This is a genomic window from Pseudomonas sp. USHLN015, assembly GCF_037153275.1.
Lineage (GTDB): Bacteria > Pseudomonadota > Gammaproteobacteria > Pseudomonadales > Pseudomonadaceae > Metapseudomonas > Metapseudomonas tohonis.
Genome location: NZ_JBBCKP010000007.1, coordinates 375,127 through 391,971, shown reverse-complemented (window position 1 = coordinate 391,971; position 16,845 = coordinate 375,127). Strand labels below are relative to the sequence as shown.

Annotated in this window: 13 protein-coding genes; 8 read left to right on the top strand and 5 right to left on the bottom strand. The window is 67.0% G+C overall.

Going from position 1 to position 16,845, the window contains the following annotated elements:
• Positions 1-24 precede the first annotated feature (24 nt).
• Entirely contained in the window at positions 25-1,524 is a 1,500-nt protein-coding gene (locus tag WFQ67_RS16830; protein WP_337057604.1) for an NAD(P)H-hydrate dehydratase, read from the bottom strand.
• Between the two features lie 67 nt (positions 1,525-1,591).
• Here WFQ67_RS16830 and queG point away from each other — a divergent pair, with 67 nt between their 5' ends.
• Positions 1,592-2,656 carry a tRNA epoxyqueuosine(34) reductase QueG gene (gene queG / locus WFQ67_RS16825; protein WP_337057603.1) on the top strand — a complete coding sequence of 355 codons (1,065 nt, stop codon included), beginning with the start codon at positions 1,592-1,594 and terminating at the stop codon, positions 2,654-2,656.
• A gap of 5 nt (positions 2,657-2,661) precedes the next feature.
• Here queG and orn read toward each other — a convergent pair whose 3' ends face one another.
• Entirely contained in the window at positions 2,662-3,204 is a 543-nt protein-coding gene (gene orn / locus WFQ67_RS16820; protein ID WP_111259881.1) for an oligoribonuclease, read from the bottom strand.
• 98 nt (positions 3,205-3,302) lie between these two features.
• Here orn and rsgA point away from each other — a divergent pair, with 98 nt between their 5' ends.
• Entirely contained in the window at positions 3,303-4,334 is a 1,032-nt protein-coding gene (gene rsgA / locus WFQ67_RS16815; protein ID WP_213626583.1) for a small ribosomal subunit biogenesis GTPase RsgA, read from the top strand.
• A gap of 70 nt (positions 4,335-4,404) precedes the next feature.
• Here rsgA and motB read toward each other — a convergent pair whose 3' ends face one another.
• Together motB and motA are read right to left on the bottom strand one after the other, a co-directional pair.
• Positions 4,405-5,466, bottom strand: a complete 1,062-nt coding sequence (gene motB, locus WFQ67_RS16810; protein WP_213626585.1) for a flagellar motor protein MotB — start codon at positions 5,464-5,466, stop codon at positions 4,405-4,407.
• Positions 5,467-5,476: 10 nt separating this feature from the next.
• The gene (gene motA / locus WFQ67_RS16805) at positions 5,477-6,328 is read right to left on the bottom strand and encodes a flagellar motor stator protein MotA (protein ID WP_173171367.1); all 852 of its coding nucleotides are present in this window, start codon (positions 6,326-6,328) and stop codon (positions 5,477-5,479) included.
• Positions 6,329-6,443: 115 nt separating this feature from the next.
• On the opposite strand from motA, the gene WFQ67_RS16800 reads away from it, so the two are divergent.
• The 5 genes from WFQ67_RS16800 to WFQ67_RS16780 all read left to right on the top strand — a co-directional run bounded on the left by WFQ67_RS16800 (position 6,444) and on the right by WFQ67_RS16780 (position 13,876).
• Entirely contained in the window at positions 6,444-7,967 is a 1,524-nt protein-coding gene (locus WFQ67_RS16800; RefSeq protein WP_337057601.1) for an HDOD domain-containing protein, read from the top strand.
• 46 nt (positions 7,968-8,013) lie between these two features.
• Complete coding sequence (gene rhdA, locus WFQ67_RS16795) at positions 8,014-8,829, top strand: thiosulfate sulfurtransferase (RefSeq protein WP_213626589.1); 816 nt, start codon at positions 8,014-8,016, stop codon at positions 8,827-8,829.
• A 24-nt stretch (positions 8,830-8,853) separates the two neighbouring features.
• On the top strand, positions 8,854-9,717 hold the full coding sequence (asd, locus tag WFQ67_RS16790) for an archaetidylserine decarboxylase (RefSeq protein WP_213626591.1): 864 nt from the start codon (positions 8,854-8,856) through the stop codon (positions 9,715-9,717).
• A 202-nt stretch (positions 9,718-9,919) separates the two neighbouring features.
• Positions 9,920-11,743, top strand: coding sequence for a molecular chaperone (locus WFQ67_RS16785; RefSeq protein WP_173171359.1), 1,824 nt, complete (start codon positions 9,920-9,922; stop codon positions 11,741-11,743).
• 63 nt (positions 11,744-11,806) lie between these two features.
• A complete protein-coding gene (locus WFQ67_RS16780; protein WP_173171357.1) occupies positions 11,807-13,876 on the top strand; it encodes an EAL domain-containing response regulator in 2,070 nt (689 codons plus the stop codon).
• Between the two features lie 64 nt (positions 13,877-13,940).
• Here the strand turns inward: WFQ67_RS16780 and serB are convergent, their stop codons facing one another.
• A complete protein-coding gene (serB, locus tag WFQ67_RS16775) occupies positions 13,941-15,155 on the bottom strand; it encodes a phosphoserine phosphatase SerB (protein WP_337057600.1) in 1,215 nt (404 codons plus the stop codon).
• Between the two features lie 133 nt (positions 15,156-15,288).
• Between serB and WFQ67_RS16770 the strand changes: the two genes are divergently transcribed.
• Entirely contained in the window at positions 15,289-16,824 is a 1,536-nt protein-coding gene (locus WFQ67_RS16770) for a histidine kinase (protein ID WP_337057599.1), read from the top strand.
• Positions 16,825-16,845: the final 21 nt, after the last annotated feature.

The window sequence follows — 16,845 nt, the reverse complement described above, 5'->3', positions numbered from 1 at the left end:
CGCCCTCCCCCTCGGCGAAAAGACTCAACTCCGGCACGGTGAACACTCCTCAAGCAGCTGACGAATGGTAGGAATAAGATCACTGGCCGCCAGCCCGCGCCCCTGGGCGCCGAGCTGCTGACCCGCACTGGCGTGCAGCCAGACGGCAAGGCAGGCCGCATCGAACGCCGCCATGCCCTGCGCCAACAGGGCGCCGATGACACCGGCCAGGACATCGCCCAGCCCGGCACCCGCCATAGCCGGATGCCCCCGGTCACAGAGCGCCAGGCGACCATCGGCACTCGCCACCAGGCTGCCGACCCCCTTGAGCACCACGGTCGCGTTGTAGCGACGGGCGAGCGCATGGGCCGCAGCGGGGCGATCCGCCTGGACCGCAGCGGTATCGATTCCCAGCAGGCGGGCGGCTTCTCCAGGATGCGGAGTGATGATGCAGCCGGCAGGCAGTGCCACCCGACCGGCCGCCAGCAGGTTCAGGGCATCGGCATCCCACACCTGCGGCACTTCGTGCGCCACCACCGCGCTCATCAGGCTGCGCCCCCAGGCGTTCTGCCCGAGCCCGGGGCCGACCACCAGCACACTGGAGGCGGCGGCCAAGCCACGCAATTGATTGGCGGACGCCACGCCGACGCTCATCACCTCGGGCATCCGCGCCAACGCCGCGGCGACGTGCTCGCCACGGGTCGCCAGTGAAACCATGCCGGCGCCACTGCGCAGGGCGCTTTCGGCACTCAGCAGGGCCGCGCCGCCGGTCCCGAGGTCACCGCCGACGACCAGCAGACGCCCGTAGCGCCCCTTGTGCGCGGTGGCCGGACGCGGCCCTGGAAGCGCCATGCCCTCGACGGCCAGGCGACGGGCGGCGACAGGATGGGCAGCGACCAGCCCGTGGTCCGCCTGCAGTCCGTCGAACGCCAGTTCGCCCACCAGCTCGGGCGCATCGCCCGTGAACAGGCCGAGCTTGAGGCCGATGAAGGTCACCGTCAGGTCGGCGCGCACCGCGACACCCAGTACAGCGCCGCTGTCCGCGCTCAGGCCGGACGGAATATCCACTGCCAGCACGGGCAGGCAACTGGCGTTGATGCAGCGGATGGCCTGCGCGTAAGGCTCGCGCACCGCCCCGGCAAGGCCCGTTCCCAGCAGTGCATCCACCACCACGCCGCGCAGCTCCGCGTCCTCGCTCCAGATCTGGATGGCCACGCCGGCCGCATGCGCCTCATCGCGGGCCAGGGCAGCGTCGCCCTGCAAGGCCGAACTGTCGCCGACCGCCAATACACTGGCCCGCCATCCGGCACGCAACGCGAGGGCGGCGATCAGGTAACCATCGCCAGCGTTGTTGCCGCGACCGGCGAGGACCGTGACTTCCCCCGCATTGGGCCAGCGGCGACGCAGCGCGCGCCACGCGGCGTGGGCGGCACGCTGCATCAGCTCGAAGCCCGGGGTTCCGGCAGCGATCAGGCGCGCATCCAGCTCGCGCACCTGGGCGGATGAATAAAGGGCGAGCGGCAGGTCATCGATTCGATCGGGCATGCGATTCGGTGTTCAGGGCTAGGTCTGGCAGAATTATACGCACCTCGTTTCCGGTTTCCCTCCCAGCATGTCCTTCTCCCCCGATCAACTCGCCACCCTCGCGCAGTCCATCAAGGACTGGGGCCGCGAACTCGGCTTCCAGCAGGTGGGCATCACCGGGGTGGATCTGGGCGAGCACGAGACGCACCTTCGACGCTGGCTGGAAGCGGGCTACCAGGGCGAGATGGACTACATGGCCGCCCACGGCAGCAAGCGCTCCCACCCGGACGAACTGGTCCCCGGCACGCTGCGGGTGGTATCGCTGCGCATGAACTACCTGCCCGGCGACACGCGCATGGCCCAGGTGCTGGGCCAACCGGAGAAGGCCTATGTCTCGCGCTATGCACTGGGCCGCGACTATCACAAGCTGATCCGCAAGCGCCTGCAGCAACTGGCCGAGCGCGTGCAGCAAGCCATCGGCCCCTTCGGCTACCGCGCCTTCGTCGACAGCGCGCCGGTACTGGAGAAAGCCATCGCCGAGCAGGCGGGCCTCGGCTGGATCGGCAAGAACACCCTGGTGCTCAACCGCAAGGCAGGCAGCTATTTCTTCCTCGGCGAACTGTTCGTCGACATGCCCTTGCCGGTGGATGCCCCGCACGGCACGGAACACTGCGGGCGCTGCACCGCATGCATGGACATCTGCCCCACCGCCGCCTTCGTCGCGCCCTACCAGTTGGACGCACGGCGCTGCATTTCCTACCTGACCATCGAGCTCAAGGGCTCGATTCCGGAAGAGCTGCGCCCGATGATCGGCAACCGGGTGTTCGGCTGCGACGACTGCCAGATGGTCTGCCCCTGGAACCGCTTCGCCCGCCCCACCGACCAGGGCGACTTCCAACCGCGCCATGGCCTGGATAACGCCGCCCTGGCAGAGCTCTTCGGCTGGAGCGAGGAGGAGTTCCTCACCCGCACCGAGGGCTCGCCGCTACGTCGCGCGGGCTACGAACGCTGGCTGCGCAACCTGGCGGTCGGCCTGGGCAACGCGCCCTCGACCATCCCTGTGGTGGAGGCCCTGCGCGCCCGGCGCGAGCACCCCTCGGCACTGGTGCGCGAGCATGTGGAGTGGGCGCTCGCCCGGCACCAGGCGGCCTGACGGGCTCAGGCCTTGATGAAGTGCTCGCGGTAGTGGCGCAGTTCGGCGATGGAGTCGCGGATATCGTCCAGGGCCAGGTGGGTGCTGCTCTTCTTCACACCGTCACGCACATGGGGTGCCCAGCGCGCGGCCAGCTCCTTGAGGGTGGAGACATCAAGGTTGCGGTAGTGGAAGTAACCTTCCAGCTTCGGCATATGGCGGTAGAGGAAGCGACGGTCCTGGCAGATGCTGTTGCCGCAGATCGGCGACTTGCCCTTCGGCACCCACTGCTCCAGGAAAGCCAGGGTCTGCGCCTCGGCCTCGGCCGCGCTGATGCGGCTTTCCCGCACGCGCTGGGTCAGGCCGCTCTGCCCGTGCTGGCGGGTATTCCACTCGTCCATGCCGGCGAGAATCTCGTCGCTCTGGTGCACGGCGATGGTCGGGCCCTCGGCGAGCACGTTGAGGTCGCTGTCGGTGACGATGGTGGCCATCTCGATGATGACGTCGTTATCAGGGTCAAGCCCGGTCATTTCCAGGTCGATCCAGATCAGGTTCTGTGCGTTCTGCATGTTCGCTCTCCAAGGCAAGGCGCGCATTCTAGCTTAGAGCCCGGCGCGCCGGGCCGCCCGTGCTAAACTCGCCGCCGTTTTCAACCAGTGGAAGTTCCATGGCCAAACGCCACCTCAGTCGCCGGCAAAGCTGGCGCATCGAGAAGATCCAGGAAGAGCGCGCCGCACGTGCGGCAAAGCGTGAATCGCGTGCGCTCGACGAGCTGGAAGGCGGCGACCTCGGCCCCGAACAGACAGGCCTGGTGATCGCCCACTTCGGTGTACAGGTCGAGGTCGAAGCGCTGGAGGGCGAGATCGCCGGCCAGGTATTCCGCTGCCACCTGCGCGCCAACCTGCCGGCGCTGGTCACCGGCGACCGCGTGGTCTGGCGCTCGGGCAACCAGGGCAGCGGGGTGATCGTCGCCCAGCTGCCACGTACCAGCGAGCTGTGCCGCCCGGACATGCGCGGCGTGCTCAAGCCGGTGGCGGCCAACGTCGACCTGATCGTCATCGTCTTCGCCCCCCTGCCCCATCCGCACGCCAATCTCATCGACCGCTACCTGGTGGCCGCCGAGCACGCCGGCATCCAACCGCTGCTGCTGCTCAACAAGGCCGACCTGGTGGACGAGGACAACAGCGCGATGCTCGACGCCCTGCTGGGCGTCTACCGCCAGCTCGGCTACCCGCTGCTGGAGGTCTCGGCCCACGGTGGCGGCGGCATGGAGGATCTGCAGATGCGCCTCGACGGCCACGTCAGCGTCTTCGTCGGCCAGTCGGGCGTCGGCAAGTCGTCGCTGGTCAACAGCCTGCTGCCTGGCGTCGACACCCGCGTCGGCCCGCTGTCGGAGCTGACCGGCAAGGGCACCCACACCACCACCACCGCGCGTCTGTTCCACTTCCCTGGCGGCGGCGAGCTGATCGACTCCCCCGGCATCCGCGAATTCGGCCTCGGCCATGTCAGCCGTGACGACGTGGAGGCGGGCTTCATCGAGTTCCGCGACCTGCTCGGCACCTGCCGCTTCCGCGATTGCAAGCATGACCGCGAACCCGGCTGTGCCCTGCTCAAGGCGCTTGAGGACGGACGCGTCCAGCCACAGCGCATGTCGAGCTACCGACACATCCTCGAAAGCCTGCCCGAACCCGACTACTGACAGGCAGGGCACCAACGAAAAGGCCACGCGATTGCGTGGCCTTTCTCATTACGGGCGGTTCTGCCGTCGATCAGGGCTGCTTGTTCTCTTCCATCTTCAGCACGCCGTCTTCGAAGATATTCAACTTCTGCTGCAACTCCTGGGGCTGCAGCGGTGCGGCGCCAGCGGGCGGCGTAGCCTGGGTGCCCGACACTGCACCGGGAAGGGCCGGCTGGGTGCCACTGGCGGGCAGGGCATCGCCTTCGGCAGGCGCATTCTGGTCGCCATGGGAGCCTTCGATGTCCCGCTGCGCCTTCTTGGTCAGCACGATGATGTCGATGCGGCGGTTCACCGGATTGAAGGGGTCCTCGCGATCGAACAGCGCCGAAGAGGCGTAGCCGACCACCCGCGCCACCTGATCGTCCGGGTAGCCACCGGCCACCAGTGTGCGACGCGCGGCGTTGGCGCGACTGGCGGAAAGCTCCCAGTTGCCGAAGTCCCCGGTGCCGGCGAACGGCTTGGCATCGGTGTGGCCGCTGATGCTGATCTTGTTCGGCACGGCCTTGATGGTCTCGGCCATGATCAGCAGGATGTCTTCGAAATAGGGCTGCAGGCGGGCGCTGCCGAGGTCGAACATGGGGCGGTTGGCAGCGTCCATGATCTGGATGCGCAGGCCGTCCTGGGTGATCTCGAAGAGGATCTGGTCCTTGAACTTGCGCAGCTCGGGGTTCTCGTCGACCTTGTTCTGCAGTTCCTGCAGCAGCATCTCGAGACGTTCCTTCTCGATCTGGTCGGCCAGGGTCTCGACCTGCTTGGCGTCGACCTGCTGGTTGGTCGAATCGATGGCCGCTTCCTGCGCGTCGGGTGCGTCCTTGAGTTCCGGATTGAGCGTACGGTCCGGTGCCGGCGTCGGCGTGCCGCCGAGGTCGATCACGTAGGGGCTTGCGCTTTCGGTGAACCCGATGGGGTCCTGGAAGTAGCCGGAAATGGCCTTCTTCTGCTCGGGCGTCGCCGAGGACATCAGCCAGAGCACCAGGAAGAACGCCATCATCGCCGTGGCGAAGTCGGCGAACGCGATCTTCCACGCACCGCCATGGTGCCCCGCAGCGTACTTCTTGACGCGTTTGACGATGATCGGCTGGTTGTTGTCCATGACTCAGTCTTCAGCTACCGCGCACGGCCTGCTCGAGCTCGCTGAAGCTCGGCCGGTGCGCAGGAAACAGGACCTTGCGCCCGAACTCCACCGCCAGCGAGGGCGGCATGCCGGAAGCCGACGCCACCAGGCAGGCCTTGATGGCTTCATAGACGTTGAGTTCTTCCTTGGCGTCGTGCTCCAGGGACACGGCAAGGGGGCCGAAGAAACCATAGGCCGCGAGAATACCGAGGAAGGTACCCACCAGGGCCGCACCCACGTGCTGCCCCAGTGCAGACTGCTCGACCTGGCCGAGCAGCGCCATGGTCACCACGATGCCCAGCACCGCCGCCACGATGCCGAAGCCCGGCAGGCCGTCGGCGATGCGGTTGACCGCATGGGCCGGGTGCTCGAACTCCTCCTTCAGGCTGCCCAGCTCCATGTCGAACAGGCCTTCCAGTTCGTGCGGCGCCATGTTGCCGGAGGACATGATGCGCAGGTAATCGCTGATGTAGGCGACCATGCCCGCGTCCTTGAGGATCGCCGGGTACTTGCTGAAGATCGGGCTGGCCGCCGGGTCCTCGATGTCGGCCTCGATGGCCATCATCCCTTCACGGCGGCTCTTGTTGAGGATTTCGTAAAGCAGGCGCAACACTTCCAGGTAGAACGCGTGGGTGAAACGCGAGCTGAACATCTTCAGCGACTTTTTCAGTACATGCATGAAGGTGCTGCCCGGGTTGGCCTGGAGGAAGGCCCCGAGCGCCGCGCCACCGATGATCAACACCTCGAAAGGCTGTATCAGGGCACCAATCTTGCCGTGGGAAAGGACATATCCGCCGAGAACGGTGGCGAATACGACGATGATGCCGATTATTTTTGCCATAAAGTGAGACTTGAAGGGTCAGTAATAGGGTTATGAAAACAACCCTTCTAATTATCGGAACTTATGCGCCAGACTATAGCCAGTTAAGGCGAAAAGCCAGTTTGGCTCAACCCGCATGAAGACGCAGATGGCCCTACCACGCACCCTCGACGCCTGGATCAAGCAACTGGATGGCGTCCGTCTACCGATCCCGGCCGAGAGCCACGAACGGGTGCGCAGGGCGCTGGGCGACAGCCGCCGTTCCATGCGCGAGATCGCCGACCTGATTCAGGATAGTCCCGCCCTGGCCCTGAGCATCATGCGCGAGGCGAACCGCTCCGGTTCTTCCCTCGACAGCCCGGCGGAAAGCCTCGAAGTGGCCCTCACCCGCCTTGGCCTGAAACGCTCGGAAGAGCTGCTTGCACGCCTGCCCGCCGTCGACGAAGCCAACATTCCCCTGGCACTGCGCCAGTTGCAGCTCATCAGCCAGCACGCCTCGCAGCAGGCCAGCGGCCTGTTCGCCGCCCGCCTCGCACGCCTCTGGCAGGAAATCCACTGGAACAGCCTGCTCTTCCTCTCACCGCTGTGGCCGCTGCTGGCGCTGCACCCGCAGTTGTTCGCCGCCTGGGAAACCCGCGTCATCGTCCGAGGCGAGCCGGCGCTCAAGGTGGAGGTCGAACTCCTCGGCGTGCCGCTGCTCAAGCTGTGCCAGGCCCTGGCCGAGCACTGGAAGCTGCCGGACTGGATCACCTACGGCTACCGCCTGCTCAATGCCGACCGGCGCATGCTGGTCAAGGCCCTGCACATCGCCCGCGACAACGAACACCCGTTGCACCAGCAGCAACTGCTCGACGCCGATCCAGCCCTGCGCCGCTGGCTCACCCAACCCGGCAACACGGTCCTGCTGGCCAACGGCCTGGCCGTCTCCGCCCACGACTCCTGGGCCTGCGACCACAGCCTGCGCTGGCAGCGACTGACCGGCCTCTATATGCAGCTGCCGCTGACCGAGCTGCAGCAGCTCATCCACCAGCACGCCGTGGACAGCGCCCGCAAGCACGCCCGCAGCGACCTCTGGCACCCCGCACAAGCGCTGATCTGGCCCTGGGACTGCAGCCGCTGGCCAACCGAGGAAGTGAAACCGACGCCGCCTCCTGCCGCCGCGCTCACCGAGTGGCGCCAGCATTGCGGCCTGTTGCTCAAGGAGCCCAGCGCCTTCGCCAACATCGTCCAGCTCACCGCCTGCGCCCGCGATGCGCTCGCTGCCTGCGGCATGCGCCGCAGCCTGATCCTCCTCGCCGACCGCACCCAGAGCAGGCTGATGGTGCAACAGAGCGCCGGCCTGCCCAAGGAAGCCGCCAGCCTGGCCCTGGACCCCGCGCAGAGCCAGGTGCTGCGCCGCCTGCTCGCGCAGCCCGGACAACTGCGTCTCACGCCGGAGAACGCCGCGCAGTACTCGGCGCTGTTTCCCGGCAACCTCAAGGCCTTGTTCCCCGCCGACCACCTGCTGCTGCGCTCCATCCCCGCCAATGGCCGGGTCGCGCTGCTGGTGATCGCCGACCAGGGCGGCCAGCCCTTCGCCGACGTGAGCCTCCAGGCATTCGGAAAGACGGTGCAATGCATCGAGCGCGCCCTGGCCAGCTTTGCCACGCGCGGCCGCTGACCTTTCCGCTACAATCCGCCTTTTTCACCCATCCCCGGAGTCTTCAATGTCCGCCTTTTCCGGCTTGCCGCTGGTCATCGAACCGGCCGACCTGGCAGCGCGACTCGATGCGCCCGACCTGATACTGGTGGACCTGACCAGCGCCGCGCGCTATGCCGAAGGCCACATCCCCGGAGCCCGCTTCGTCGACCCCAAGCGCACCCAGCTCGGCCAGCCCCCAGCGCCTGGCCTGCTGCCTGCCAAGGCCGACCTGGAGACCCTGTTCGGTGAACTGGGCCAGCGCACCGATGCCACCTACGTCGTCTATGACGACGAGGGCGGCGGCTGGGCCGGCCGCTTCATCTGGCTGCTGGATGTGATCGGCCACCGCCGCTACCACTACCTGAACGGTGGCTTGCACGCCTGGTTGGCCGATGGCCGCGAGACCTCCACCCAGGTCCCGGATGCGGCCGGTGGCCCGCTGCCGCTGGTGATCCACGACGAACCCACCGCCACCCGCGATTACCTGCAAGGCCGTCTCGGCGCCGCTGACCTCGCCATCTGGGACGCCCGCGGCCCCGGCGAATACGCCGGCACCAAGGTCCTGGCGGCCAAGGGTGGCCACATCCCGGGGGCGGTGAACTTCGAATGGACCGCCGGCATGGACCCGCAGCGCGCCCTGCGCATCCGCGAGGACATCGCCGAGATCCTGCAGTCGCTCGGCATCACCCCGGACAAGGAAATCGTCACCCACTGCCAGACCCATCATCGCTCCGGCTTCACCTACCTGGTGGCCAAGGCGCTGGGCTACCCCCGCGTGAAGGGCTACGCCGGCTCCTGGTCGGAGTGGGGCAACCACCCGGATACCCCTGTCGAGGCCTGAGCCTCCGGTAAACAAGGAACACCCATGAAAGAACGCCTGTTCATCATCAGCCAGTACCTGCTGCCCCATCACCTGCTCTCGCGCCTGGCCGGTTGCGTGGCGGAATGCCGCGTGCGCTGGTTCAAGAACGCCTTCACAGCCTGGTTCGCCCGCCGCTACCAGGTGAACATGAGCGAGGCCCTGGTCGAGGACCTCACCGCCTACGAGCACTTCAACGCCTTCTTCACCCGCGCCCTGAAAGACGGCGCCCGCCCGCTCGACCCGACCCCCGGCGCCATCCTCTGCCCCGCCGACGGTGCGGTCAGCCAGCTCGGCCCCATCGAGCACGGCCGCATCTTCCAGGCCAAGGGCCACAGCTTCAGCGTCCTCGAACTGCTGGGCGGCGACGCCGAGCGAGCGGCGCCCTTCATGGGCGGTGACTTCGCCACCATCTACCTGTCGCCGCGCGACTACCACCGTGTGCACGCCCCGCTCGGCGGCACCCTGCGCGAGATGGTCTACGTACCGGGCCGCCTGTTCTCGGTGAACCAGAGCACTGCCGAGAACGTGCCCGAGCTGTTCGCCCGCAACGAGCGCGTGGTCTGCCTGTTCGACACCGAGCGCGGCCCGATGGCCGTGGTGCTGGTGGGCGCGATGATCGTCGCCTCCATCGAGACCGTCTGGGCCGGCCTGGTGACACCACCCAAGCGCGAGCTGAAGACCTTCCGCTACGACGAGGCCGCACGGGCACCGATCAGCCTGGAAAAAGGCGCAGAACTGGGTCGATTCAAGCTGGGCTCCACCGCCATCGTGCTCTTCGGACCGCAGCAGATCCGCTGGGCCGAAGGCCTCGCAGCCGGCAGCGCGGTCAGCATGGGCGAGCTTCTCGCCCTGCCTGCAGAGGCCTGATGAACCGGGCGGGCCGGGTGGAACGCAAGTCTGCGACCGAATGTCCAACCGTGCAGGGCAGCCATCCCGGCCCGTCGCCCATCCACTGGCAGCACTTCGCCACACCAGCCCCGCGATGGGCTGCGATGGGCGAGGGATGCTGCTAGAGTGCGAGTGAATTTACCGTACGTCTCGCCCGGCGCAGTTGGAGCATTCGAGCTACATGGACAAACAGAGTCCCCACCTGTTATTGCGTGTTCCTACTCCGAACAAGCAGAACCTGTCCTTCTGCGACGCCACCCCGCGTGACCTAAAGCGTTGGATATCCGGCCTGCCCAAGGCCAACCTCGGCGAGACCGCACGCCAGCTCTACCAGGCCCTGGTGGAACTCAACCAGCTCGTCACCGCCAGCGACAACCGCCTGCAACTGCTCGAGTTGCTGCGCCCCGAGGTGTACTACGTCTGCCAGCACCTGGAGCGCCACTTCCTCAACCAGGCCATCGTCCTCGACGAACGCCCGCGCAAGGTCGCCAACCTCTGCCAGGCCCTGCAGAACCACCTCGCCATCGGCTACAAGCAGATCGTCGCCCATGAGTCGGCGCGCCAGTCGAAGGAAGGCGCGCAACTGCTGACCATCGCCCTGCAACGGGCCATGCACAGCCTCAATGGCGCACTGATCCGCGCCAGCCAGCTCTACTGCCCGGTGCCCGAGGGGCTATGGCTGGAGCTGCACCAGCTCTATCAGATCGCTGCATCCCGCCAGGCCCAGCGCGCCATCATCCGCGACAACCTCGCCCGCCACACCGACGGCCTCAGCGTCGAGCAGACCTACCTGGTCGCGCTGCTGCTGGGCTGTGCGCGCTGCAACCAGATGCGCCAGAACAACATCGCCCGCCTCGCCGAAGTGCTAGAGCCCTGGAGCAGCCTGGTGCGCCTGCAGCCCGGCGACGCCCCCTCGACGCTGTTCGCCGTCGCCACCCAGGTGGATGGTCCGCCGCGCTACAAGTCGCTGTTCCAGGACAACGAGCTGCACAACCTGCTGGGCATCGACCCGCTGCCGCTGGTGGATGCGATCAAGGAATACCTGCTGCTGCCCAGCGAGAACCGTGAAAAAGCCCGCCTGCTGCTGCCGGAAGGCATCAGCCTCGACCTGCTTCAGCACCTGAGTTCGGCCTGGGGCGATATCTCCGAGCGCACCTTCCAGCGCAACCCGGGCCGCGGCAACCTCACGCTGTGCATCGGCATGAGCGCCCTGCACTTCTTCATTTCCGGCAGCAAGCCGTTCAGCGAGATCCTCAAGCTGCCGGTCGAGATCGGCCAGGCCGTGTTCAAGCCGATCAACAAGGACGAGGGCGATGTCTGGGGCAATGCCTTCGACGCGCAGCCCAACCAGAACTGGGAAGCCGGCCTGCCCTACGAGGAAATCCAGTACAGCAAGCCCGTGGTCAGCGGCGACACGTCGCCGCAGCACGCGCCCGCCGCCCCCAGCGCGGAAAGCTACCCGACCTTCGCCCTGTCGATCGTCAACCACAGCCCCGGCGGCTACTGCCTGAGCTGGCCCAAGGAAGTCCCGAGCCAACTGCAGGCTGGTGAACTGCTGGGCATCCAGGACGGCCCCGGCCAGGGCTGGAGCGTCGCCGTGGTGCGCTGGATCCGCCAGGTACGCGGCGGCGGCACGCAGATGGGCATCGAGCTGATCGCCCCCCACGCCCAGGCCTGCGGCCTGCAGCTGCTGCGCAAGGCCGACCAGCACAGCCACTACCTGCGTGCCTTGCTGCTGCCTGAAATCAGCGCCATCTCGCGCCCCGCCACCCTGATCACGCCGCGCCTGCCTTTCCAGGAGGGCAACAAGGTGCAGATCAATATCCACGGCAAGGAGCGTCGCGCCGTGCTCACCAGCCGCCAGACCACCACCGGCAGTTTCAGCCAGTTCGAATACCGCGCGTTCGAGCAGGAAAACGAGAATCCCGGGAAGCCCGTCACAGCTTCCAGTGAGCAGAGCCCGGCTGGGGAGGAAGATTTTGACTCCCTCTGGAAGTCGCTGTAGATTCCCGTGCCATCACCATTTGTCGCCTATTAGCGCCCGTTCGGCGCGGTCTAAGCACACGCCATGGCAATCGAAAAGAAAACCATCCGTCTGCTGATCCTGGAAGACTCGCAGAACGAAGCCGAGCGCCTGGTCAGCCTGTTTCGCAACTCCGGTCGCGCGACCCGCGTTCACCGCCTCGTCTCCAGTGACGACCTCGCCGAGGTCCTCCAGCAGAGCTGGGATCTGCTCATCGCCGCCCCCGAGAGTGACAACCTCTCCCCTGGCGAAGCCCTCAACGCCATCCGCCGCCAAGCCAAGGACATTCCGTTCATCCAGCTGGTAGCGGAGAACGATTCCGACCTGATCACCGAAGCCCTCGCCCTCGGCGCCCAGGATGCATTGCCCCAGGGCGAGGACGAGCGCCTGGTGCTGGTGGCCAACCGCGAGCTGGCCAACCTCGAGGAACGCCGCTCCCGCCGCGCCGCCGAAGTCAGCCTGCGCGAGGCCGAGAAGCGTTGCCAGTTGCTGCTGGACAGCTCGGTGGACGCCATCACCTACGTCCACGACGGCATGCACATCTATGCCAACCGCGCCTATGTCGAGATGTTCGGCTACGAGGATGCGGAAGAACTGGAAGGCATGCCGATGATCGACCTGATCGCCGGCAGCGACCAGAGCGCGTTCAAGGACTTCCTGAAGAACTACCGCAGTGGCGACGGCAGCGCCGAACTGACCTGCTCCGGCGCCAAGGTCGACGGCCAGAGCTTCCAGGCGCGCATGAGCTTCTCGCCCGCCACCTATGACGGCGAGCCCTGCATCCAGGTGGTGATCCGTGCGGAAACCGCCAGCGCCGAGCTGGAAGAAAAGCTGCGCGAGATCAGCAGCCAGGACCTGGTCACAGGCCTCTACAACCGCAACCACTTCAGCGAGCTGATGGACGCCGCTGCCGACCGCGCGGTGAACGCCGGCCAGCCCGCCTCCCTCGCCTACATCCGCGTCGACCGCTATTCCGGCCTGCAGGCGGACGTCGGCATCGCCGGCAGCGACCTGCTGCTCACCGACCTGGCCAACCTGCTGCGCGCCCACTTCCCGGCCGATGCCCAGCTGGCTCGTTTCGGCGACGACGTGTTCAGCGTGCTGCAACCCGGCCAGACGCCGGAGCAGGCCCGCGAAGGCCTGAACACCCTGCTGAAGAAAGTCGAAGGCCACCTGTTCGACGTCAGTGGCCGCACCGTACAGATGAGCCTGTCCATCGGCGTCGCCGGCCTCAACGAGACCACGCCCAAGGCCCAGGAAGTGATCGATCGCGCCCATCGCTGCGCCGACGAAATCACCGACGGCAACGAGGTGCGCCTGTACAACCCGGCCAGCGAACTGGCCGCCGCCGCCAACCGCGGCAGCCTGGTGGCCATGGTCCAGCAGGCCCTGGAGAACAACAGCTTCCGCCTGCTGTTCCAGCCGATCATCAGCCTGCGCGGCGACAACTTCGAACATTACGAAGTCCTCCTGCGCCTGCTCAGCCCCCAGGGCGAGGAAGTGCCGCCGGCCGATTTCCTCGGTGCCGCCAAGGACGCCGGGCTGGCCGAGAAGATCGACCGCTGGGTGATCCTCAACTCCATCAAGCTGCTCTCCGAACACCGCTCGAAGGGCCACAGCACGCGCCTGTTCGTGCACCTGTCCGGCGCCAGCCTGCAGGACCAGACCCTGCTGCCGTGGCTCAGCGTCGCCCTCAAGGCCGCCCGTCTGCCGTCCGACGCGCTGGTCTTCCAGTTCAGCGAACCGGACGCCATCGCCTACCTGAAGCAGGCCAAGGCATTGACCCAAGGCCTCGCCGAGCTGCACTGCCAGGTCGCCCTGTGCCAGTTCGGCTGCGCGCTCAACCCGTTCAACACACTCAAGCACCTGACCATCGACTTCGTGAAGGTCGACGGTTCCTTCACCCAGGACCTGAGCAAGGCCGAAAGCCAGGAAGCCCTGAAGACCCTGCTTGCCAGCCTGCACTCCCAGGCCAAGCTGACCATCGTGCCCTACGTCGAGAGCGCCAGCGTGCTGGCCACCCTCTGGCAGGCCGGGGTCAACTACATCCAGGGCTACTACCTGCAGGGCCCGAGCCAGTCGATGGACTACGACTTCTCGTCAGGCGACGAGTAAGCCGCTCACGGCGCTCCAAAGAAAAAGCCGCCCTCGGGCGGCTTTCTCGTTTCCGACGTGCCGATCAGTCCTGGCCGTCGCGGTCGCGGAAGCCCAGCAGGTAGAGGATGCCGTCCAGGCCGAGCGTGGAAATGGCCTGCTTGGCCGATTGCTTGACCAGCGGCTTGGCGCGGAAGGCCACGCCCAGCCCGGCCAGGGCCAGCATCGGCAGGTCGTTGGCGCCATCCCCCACGGCGATGGTCTGCTCCAGGCGAAGCCCTTCCTTCTCCGCCAGCTCGCGCAGCAGGTCGGCCTTGCGCTGGGCGTCGACGATCGGCTCGACGGCGACGCCGGTCAGCTTGCCGTCCTCGATCTGCAGCTCGTTGGCGAACACGTAGTCGATGCCGAGCCTGGCTTGCAACTGCTTGGCGAAGTAGCTGAAGCCACCGGAGAGGATGGCGGTCTTGTAACCCAGGCGCTTGAGCTCGGCGAACAGGGTCTCGGCACCCTCGGTCAGGCGCAGGGAGGCACCGATCTCTTCCAGCACGTCTTCGGAGAGGCCCCGAAGCAGCGCCAGGCGCTCCTTGAAGCTGGCACGGAAATCCAGCTCGCCGCGCATCGCCCGCTCGGTGATCTCCGAGACCTGCTCGCCGACGCCGGCAGCCTTGGCCAGCTCGTCGATCACCTCGGCCTCGATCAGCGTGGAGTCCATGTCGAACACCGCCAGGCGGCGGTTGCGGCGGAACACCGAGTCGCGCTGGAAGGCGATGTCGACGTTCAGCTCCTGGGCCACGCTGAGGAACTCGGCCCGCAACGCCGCCGGGTCGGCCGGCTCGCCGCGCACGGAGAACTCGATGCAGCCCTTGCCCTGGCTGGCCGGCATATCGAGCGGCATGCGCCCGGAGAGACGATCGATGTGATCGATGTTCAGGCCGTACTTGGCGGTGATGGCGCTGACGCGCTGCAACTGCTCGGCGGTGACCTTGCGGGTCAGCAGGGTCACCATGTGGCGGGGCTTGCCCTGGCCACCGACCCACACCTGGTAATCGCTCTCGGAAACCGGGGTGAAACGCACCTGCTGGTCCAGCTTGTAGGCGGTGAAGAGCACGTCCTTGAGCACGGACGATGCCTGCTCGTTGTCCGGTATCTCCACCAGGATGCCGAAGGACAGCGTGTCGTGGATGACCGCCTGGCCGATGTCGAGGATGTTCACCCCGCCCTGTGCGAGAACACCGGTGATCGCGGCGGTGAGGCCGGGACGGTCTTCCCCAGTGATGTTGATCAGGACTATTTCGCGCAAGGCGCACCTCCCGCAGTGGAAAAGGCGCACATTCTACCCACTTTCACGGTCTGACGAGCATGCCGGGCGCTTTGCCCTGTTAGGGGGCGCCGTTATACTGCGCCACAATTCCGTCCGAGAAGAGCCGAGCTCTGTGAACCGGCCTACGCCCGTCAAACCCGACAACTTCTTCCTGCTGATCTACCACGCCCTGCGCCAGCGCCGTGTGCCGATCGCCTTGCGCATCGCCAGCCACAGCCTCCTGCTGGTCGCCCTGGCCCTGGTGATCTACGCCTGGGTGATGGGCATGCAGTTCAAGCAGGCGATGCAGCAGCAGGCCGACGCCCTGGGCCAGAGCCTGACCGCGCAGACCGCCGCGTCCGCCACCGAGTTGTTGGTGTCCAACGACATCCTCAGCCTCAACGTGCTGCTCAACAACCTCGTGAAGAACCCCCTGGTGGCCCATGCCGCCATCTACAGCGTGGACAACCGCATCCTCGCCGAAGCCGGGTCGCGCCCCAAGCAGGGCCTCCTGGGCGAAGTCGAAGGCCTGTACTCCACGCCCATCACCTTCCAGGAGGTGATCGCCGGGCACCTGCGCCTGAGCCTGGACATGCAGCAGTTCCAGCAGCCCATGACCATCAGCCTGCAGAGCATGGGCCTGCTCAGCCTGATCCTCCTCGCCCTGGCGCTGTCCCTCAGCCTGCGCCTCGGCCGCCACATCTCCACCCCGCTGCTGCAATTGCGGGTCTGGCTGCGCGATCCGGACGACCCCGCCCCCGGCGCCGGCCGCCAGGACGAGATCGGCGACCTCGCCCGCCAGTTGCAGGCGCGCCTGGTGCCGGAGAAGCCCGAACCTGAGCCCGAACCCGAGATCGAGGAGGCTTACCTGGACGAAGAAGAGGACTTCCTCGAAGACGACCAGGACCACGTGGAAGAAGGCTTCGAGATCCGCAACCTGCGCGATGACAGCTTCGACGGCGACAGCGCCGAGGAAAGCCCGAGCCGCCTGTTCACCCCGGACGAGGACGACCCCTTCGCCGACCTGCGCCCGCGCGAGGAAGAACCGCCCGCCGCAGCCCCGGCCCTCGTGCCCGAGGAGAACGAGGACGACCTGCACCGCAGCGCCGTGCTCGCCGTGCAGCTCGGCGCCCAGGACCAGCTGCGCCGCCTGCCCCGCAGCCGACTGCTGGACCTGCTGCAACGCTATCGCGACTGCCTCGACCAGGCCGCCGAGCTCTACCAGGGCGAGCTGCACACGCTCAACGACGGCAGCAGCCTGATGCTTTTCCACAGCGCCGACAGCGGCGAGGACCACCTGACCCATGCGCTCTGCTGCGGCGAGCTGCTGCGCGCACTCGGCCATGCCCTGCAGATCGAAGTGGCCGACAGCGGCATCACCCTGCAGCTGCAACTGGGCCTGACCCTCGGCGACAGCCTCGCCGGCCTGGGCCAGGGCGACCTGCTGCTGGACGACACCACCCAGAGCGCCCTGGCGCTGAGCCAGCACAGCCGCAACCTGTTGCTGGTGGAGCGCGCCATCGCCGACGACGCGCTGGTGCGTCAGCGCGCCCGCGTACGCCCCATCGCCAGCCCGGAAGGCGCCTGCTGCGTCGAGCGCCTGCTGGAACCCTACCCCTCGCTGCTGGAACGCCAGCTGGCCCACATGCACGACGCCGGGCGCCACTGAGCCCGGCAGCCAAGGACAGGC

Bases quoted from the DNA above. Each gene is read 5' to 3' on its own strand.
- WFQ67_RS16800 (WP_337057601.1), top strand. From the start codon at position 6,444: ATGAAGACGCAGATGGCCCTACCACGCACCCTCGACGCCTGGATCAAG.
- WFQ67_RS16785 (WP_173171359.1), top strand. From the start codon at position 9,920: ATGGACAAACAGAGTCCCCACCTGTTATTGCGTGTTCCTACTCCGAAC.
- rsgA (WP_213626583.1), top strand. From the start codon at position 3,303: ATGGCCAAACGCCACCTCAGTCGCCGGCAAAGCTGGCGCATCGAGAAG.
- motB (WP_213626585.1), bottom strand. From the start codon at position 5,466: ATGGACAACAACCAGCCGATCATCGTCAAACGCGTCAAGAAGTACGCT.
- WFQ67_RS16830 (WP_337057604.1), bottom strand. From the start codon at position 1,524: ATGCCCGATCGAATCGATGACCTGCCGCTCGCCCTTTATTCATCCGCC.
- asd (WP_213626591.1), top strand. From the start codon at position 8,854: ATGAAAGAACGCCTGTTCATCATCAGCCAGTACCTGCTGCCCCATCAC.
- WFQ67_RS16780 (WP_173171357.1), top strand. From the start codon at position 11,807: ATGGCAATCGAAAAGAAAACCATCCGTCTGCTGATCCTGGAAGACTCG.
- orn (WP_111259881.1), bottom strand. From the start codon at position 3,204: ATGCAGAACGCACAGAACCTGATCTGGATCGACCTGGAAATGACCGGG.
- rhdA (WP_213626589.1), top strand. From the start codon at position 8,014: ATGTCCGCCTTTTCCGGCTTGCCGCTGGTCATCGAACCGGCCGACCTG.
- queG (WP_337057603.1), top strand. From the start codon at position 1,592: ATGTCCTTCTCCCCCGATCAACTCGCCACCCTCGCGCAGTCCATCAAG.
- motA (WP_173171367.1), bottom strand. From the start codon at position 6,328: ATGGCAAAAATAATCGGCATCATCGTCGTATTCGCCACCGTTCTCGGC.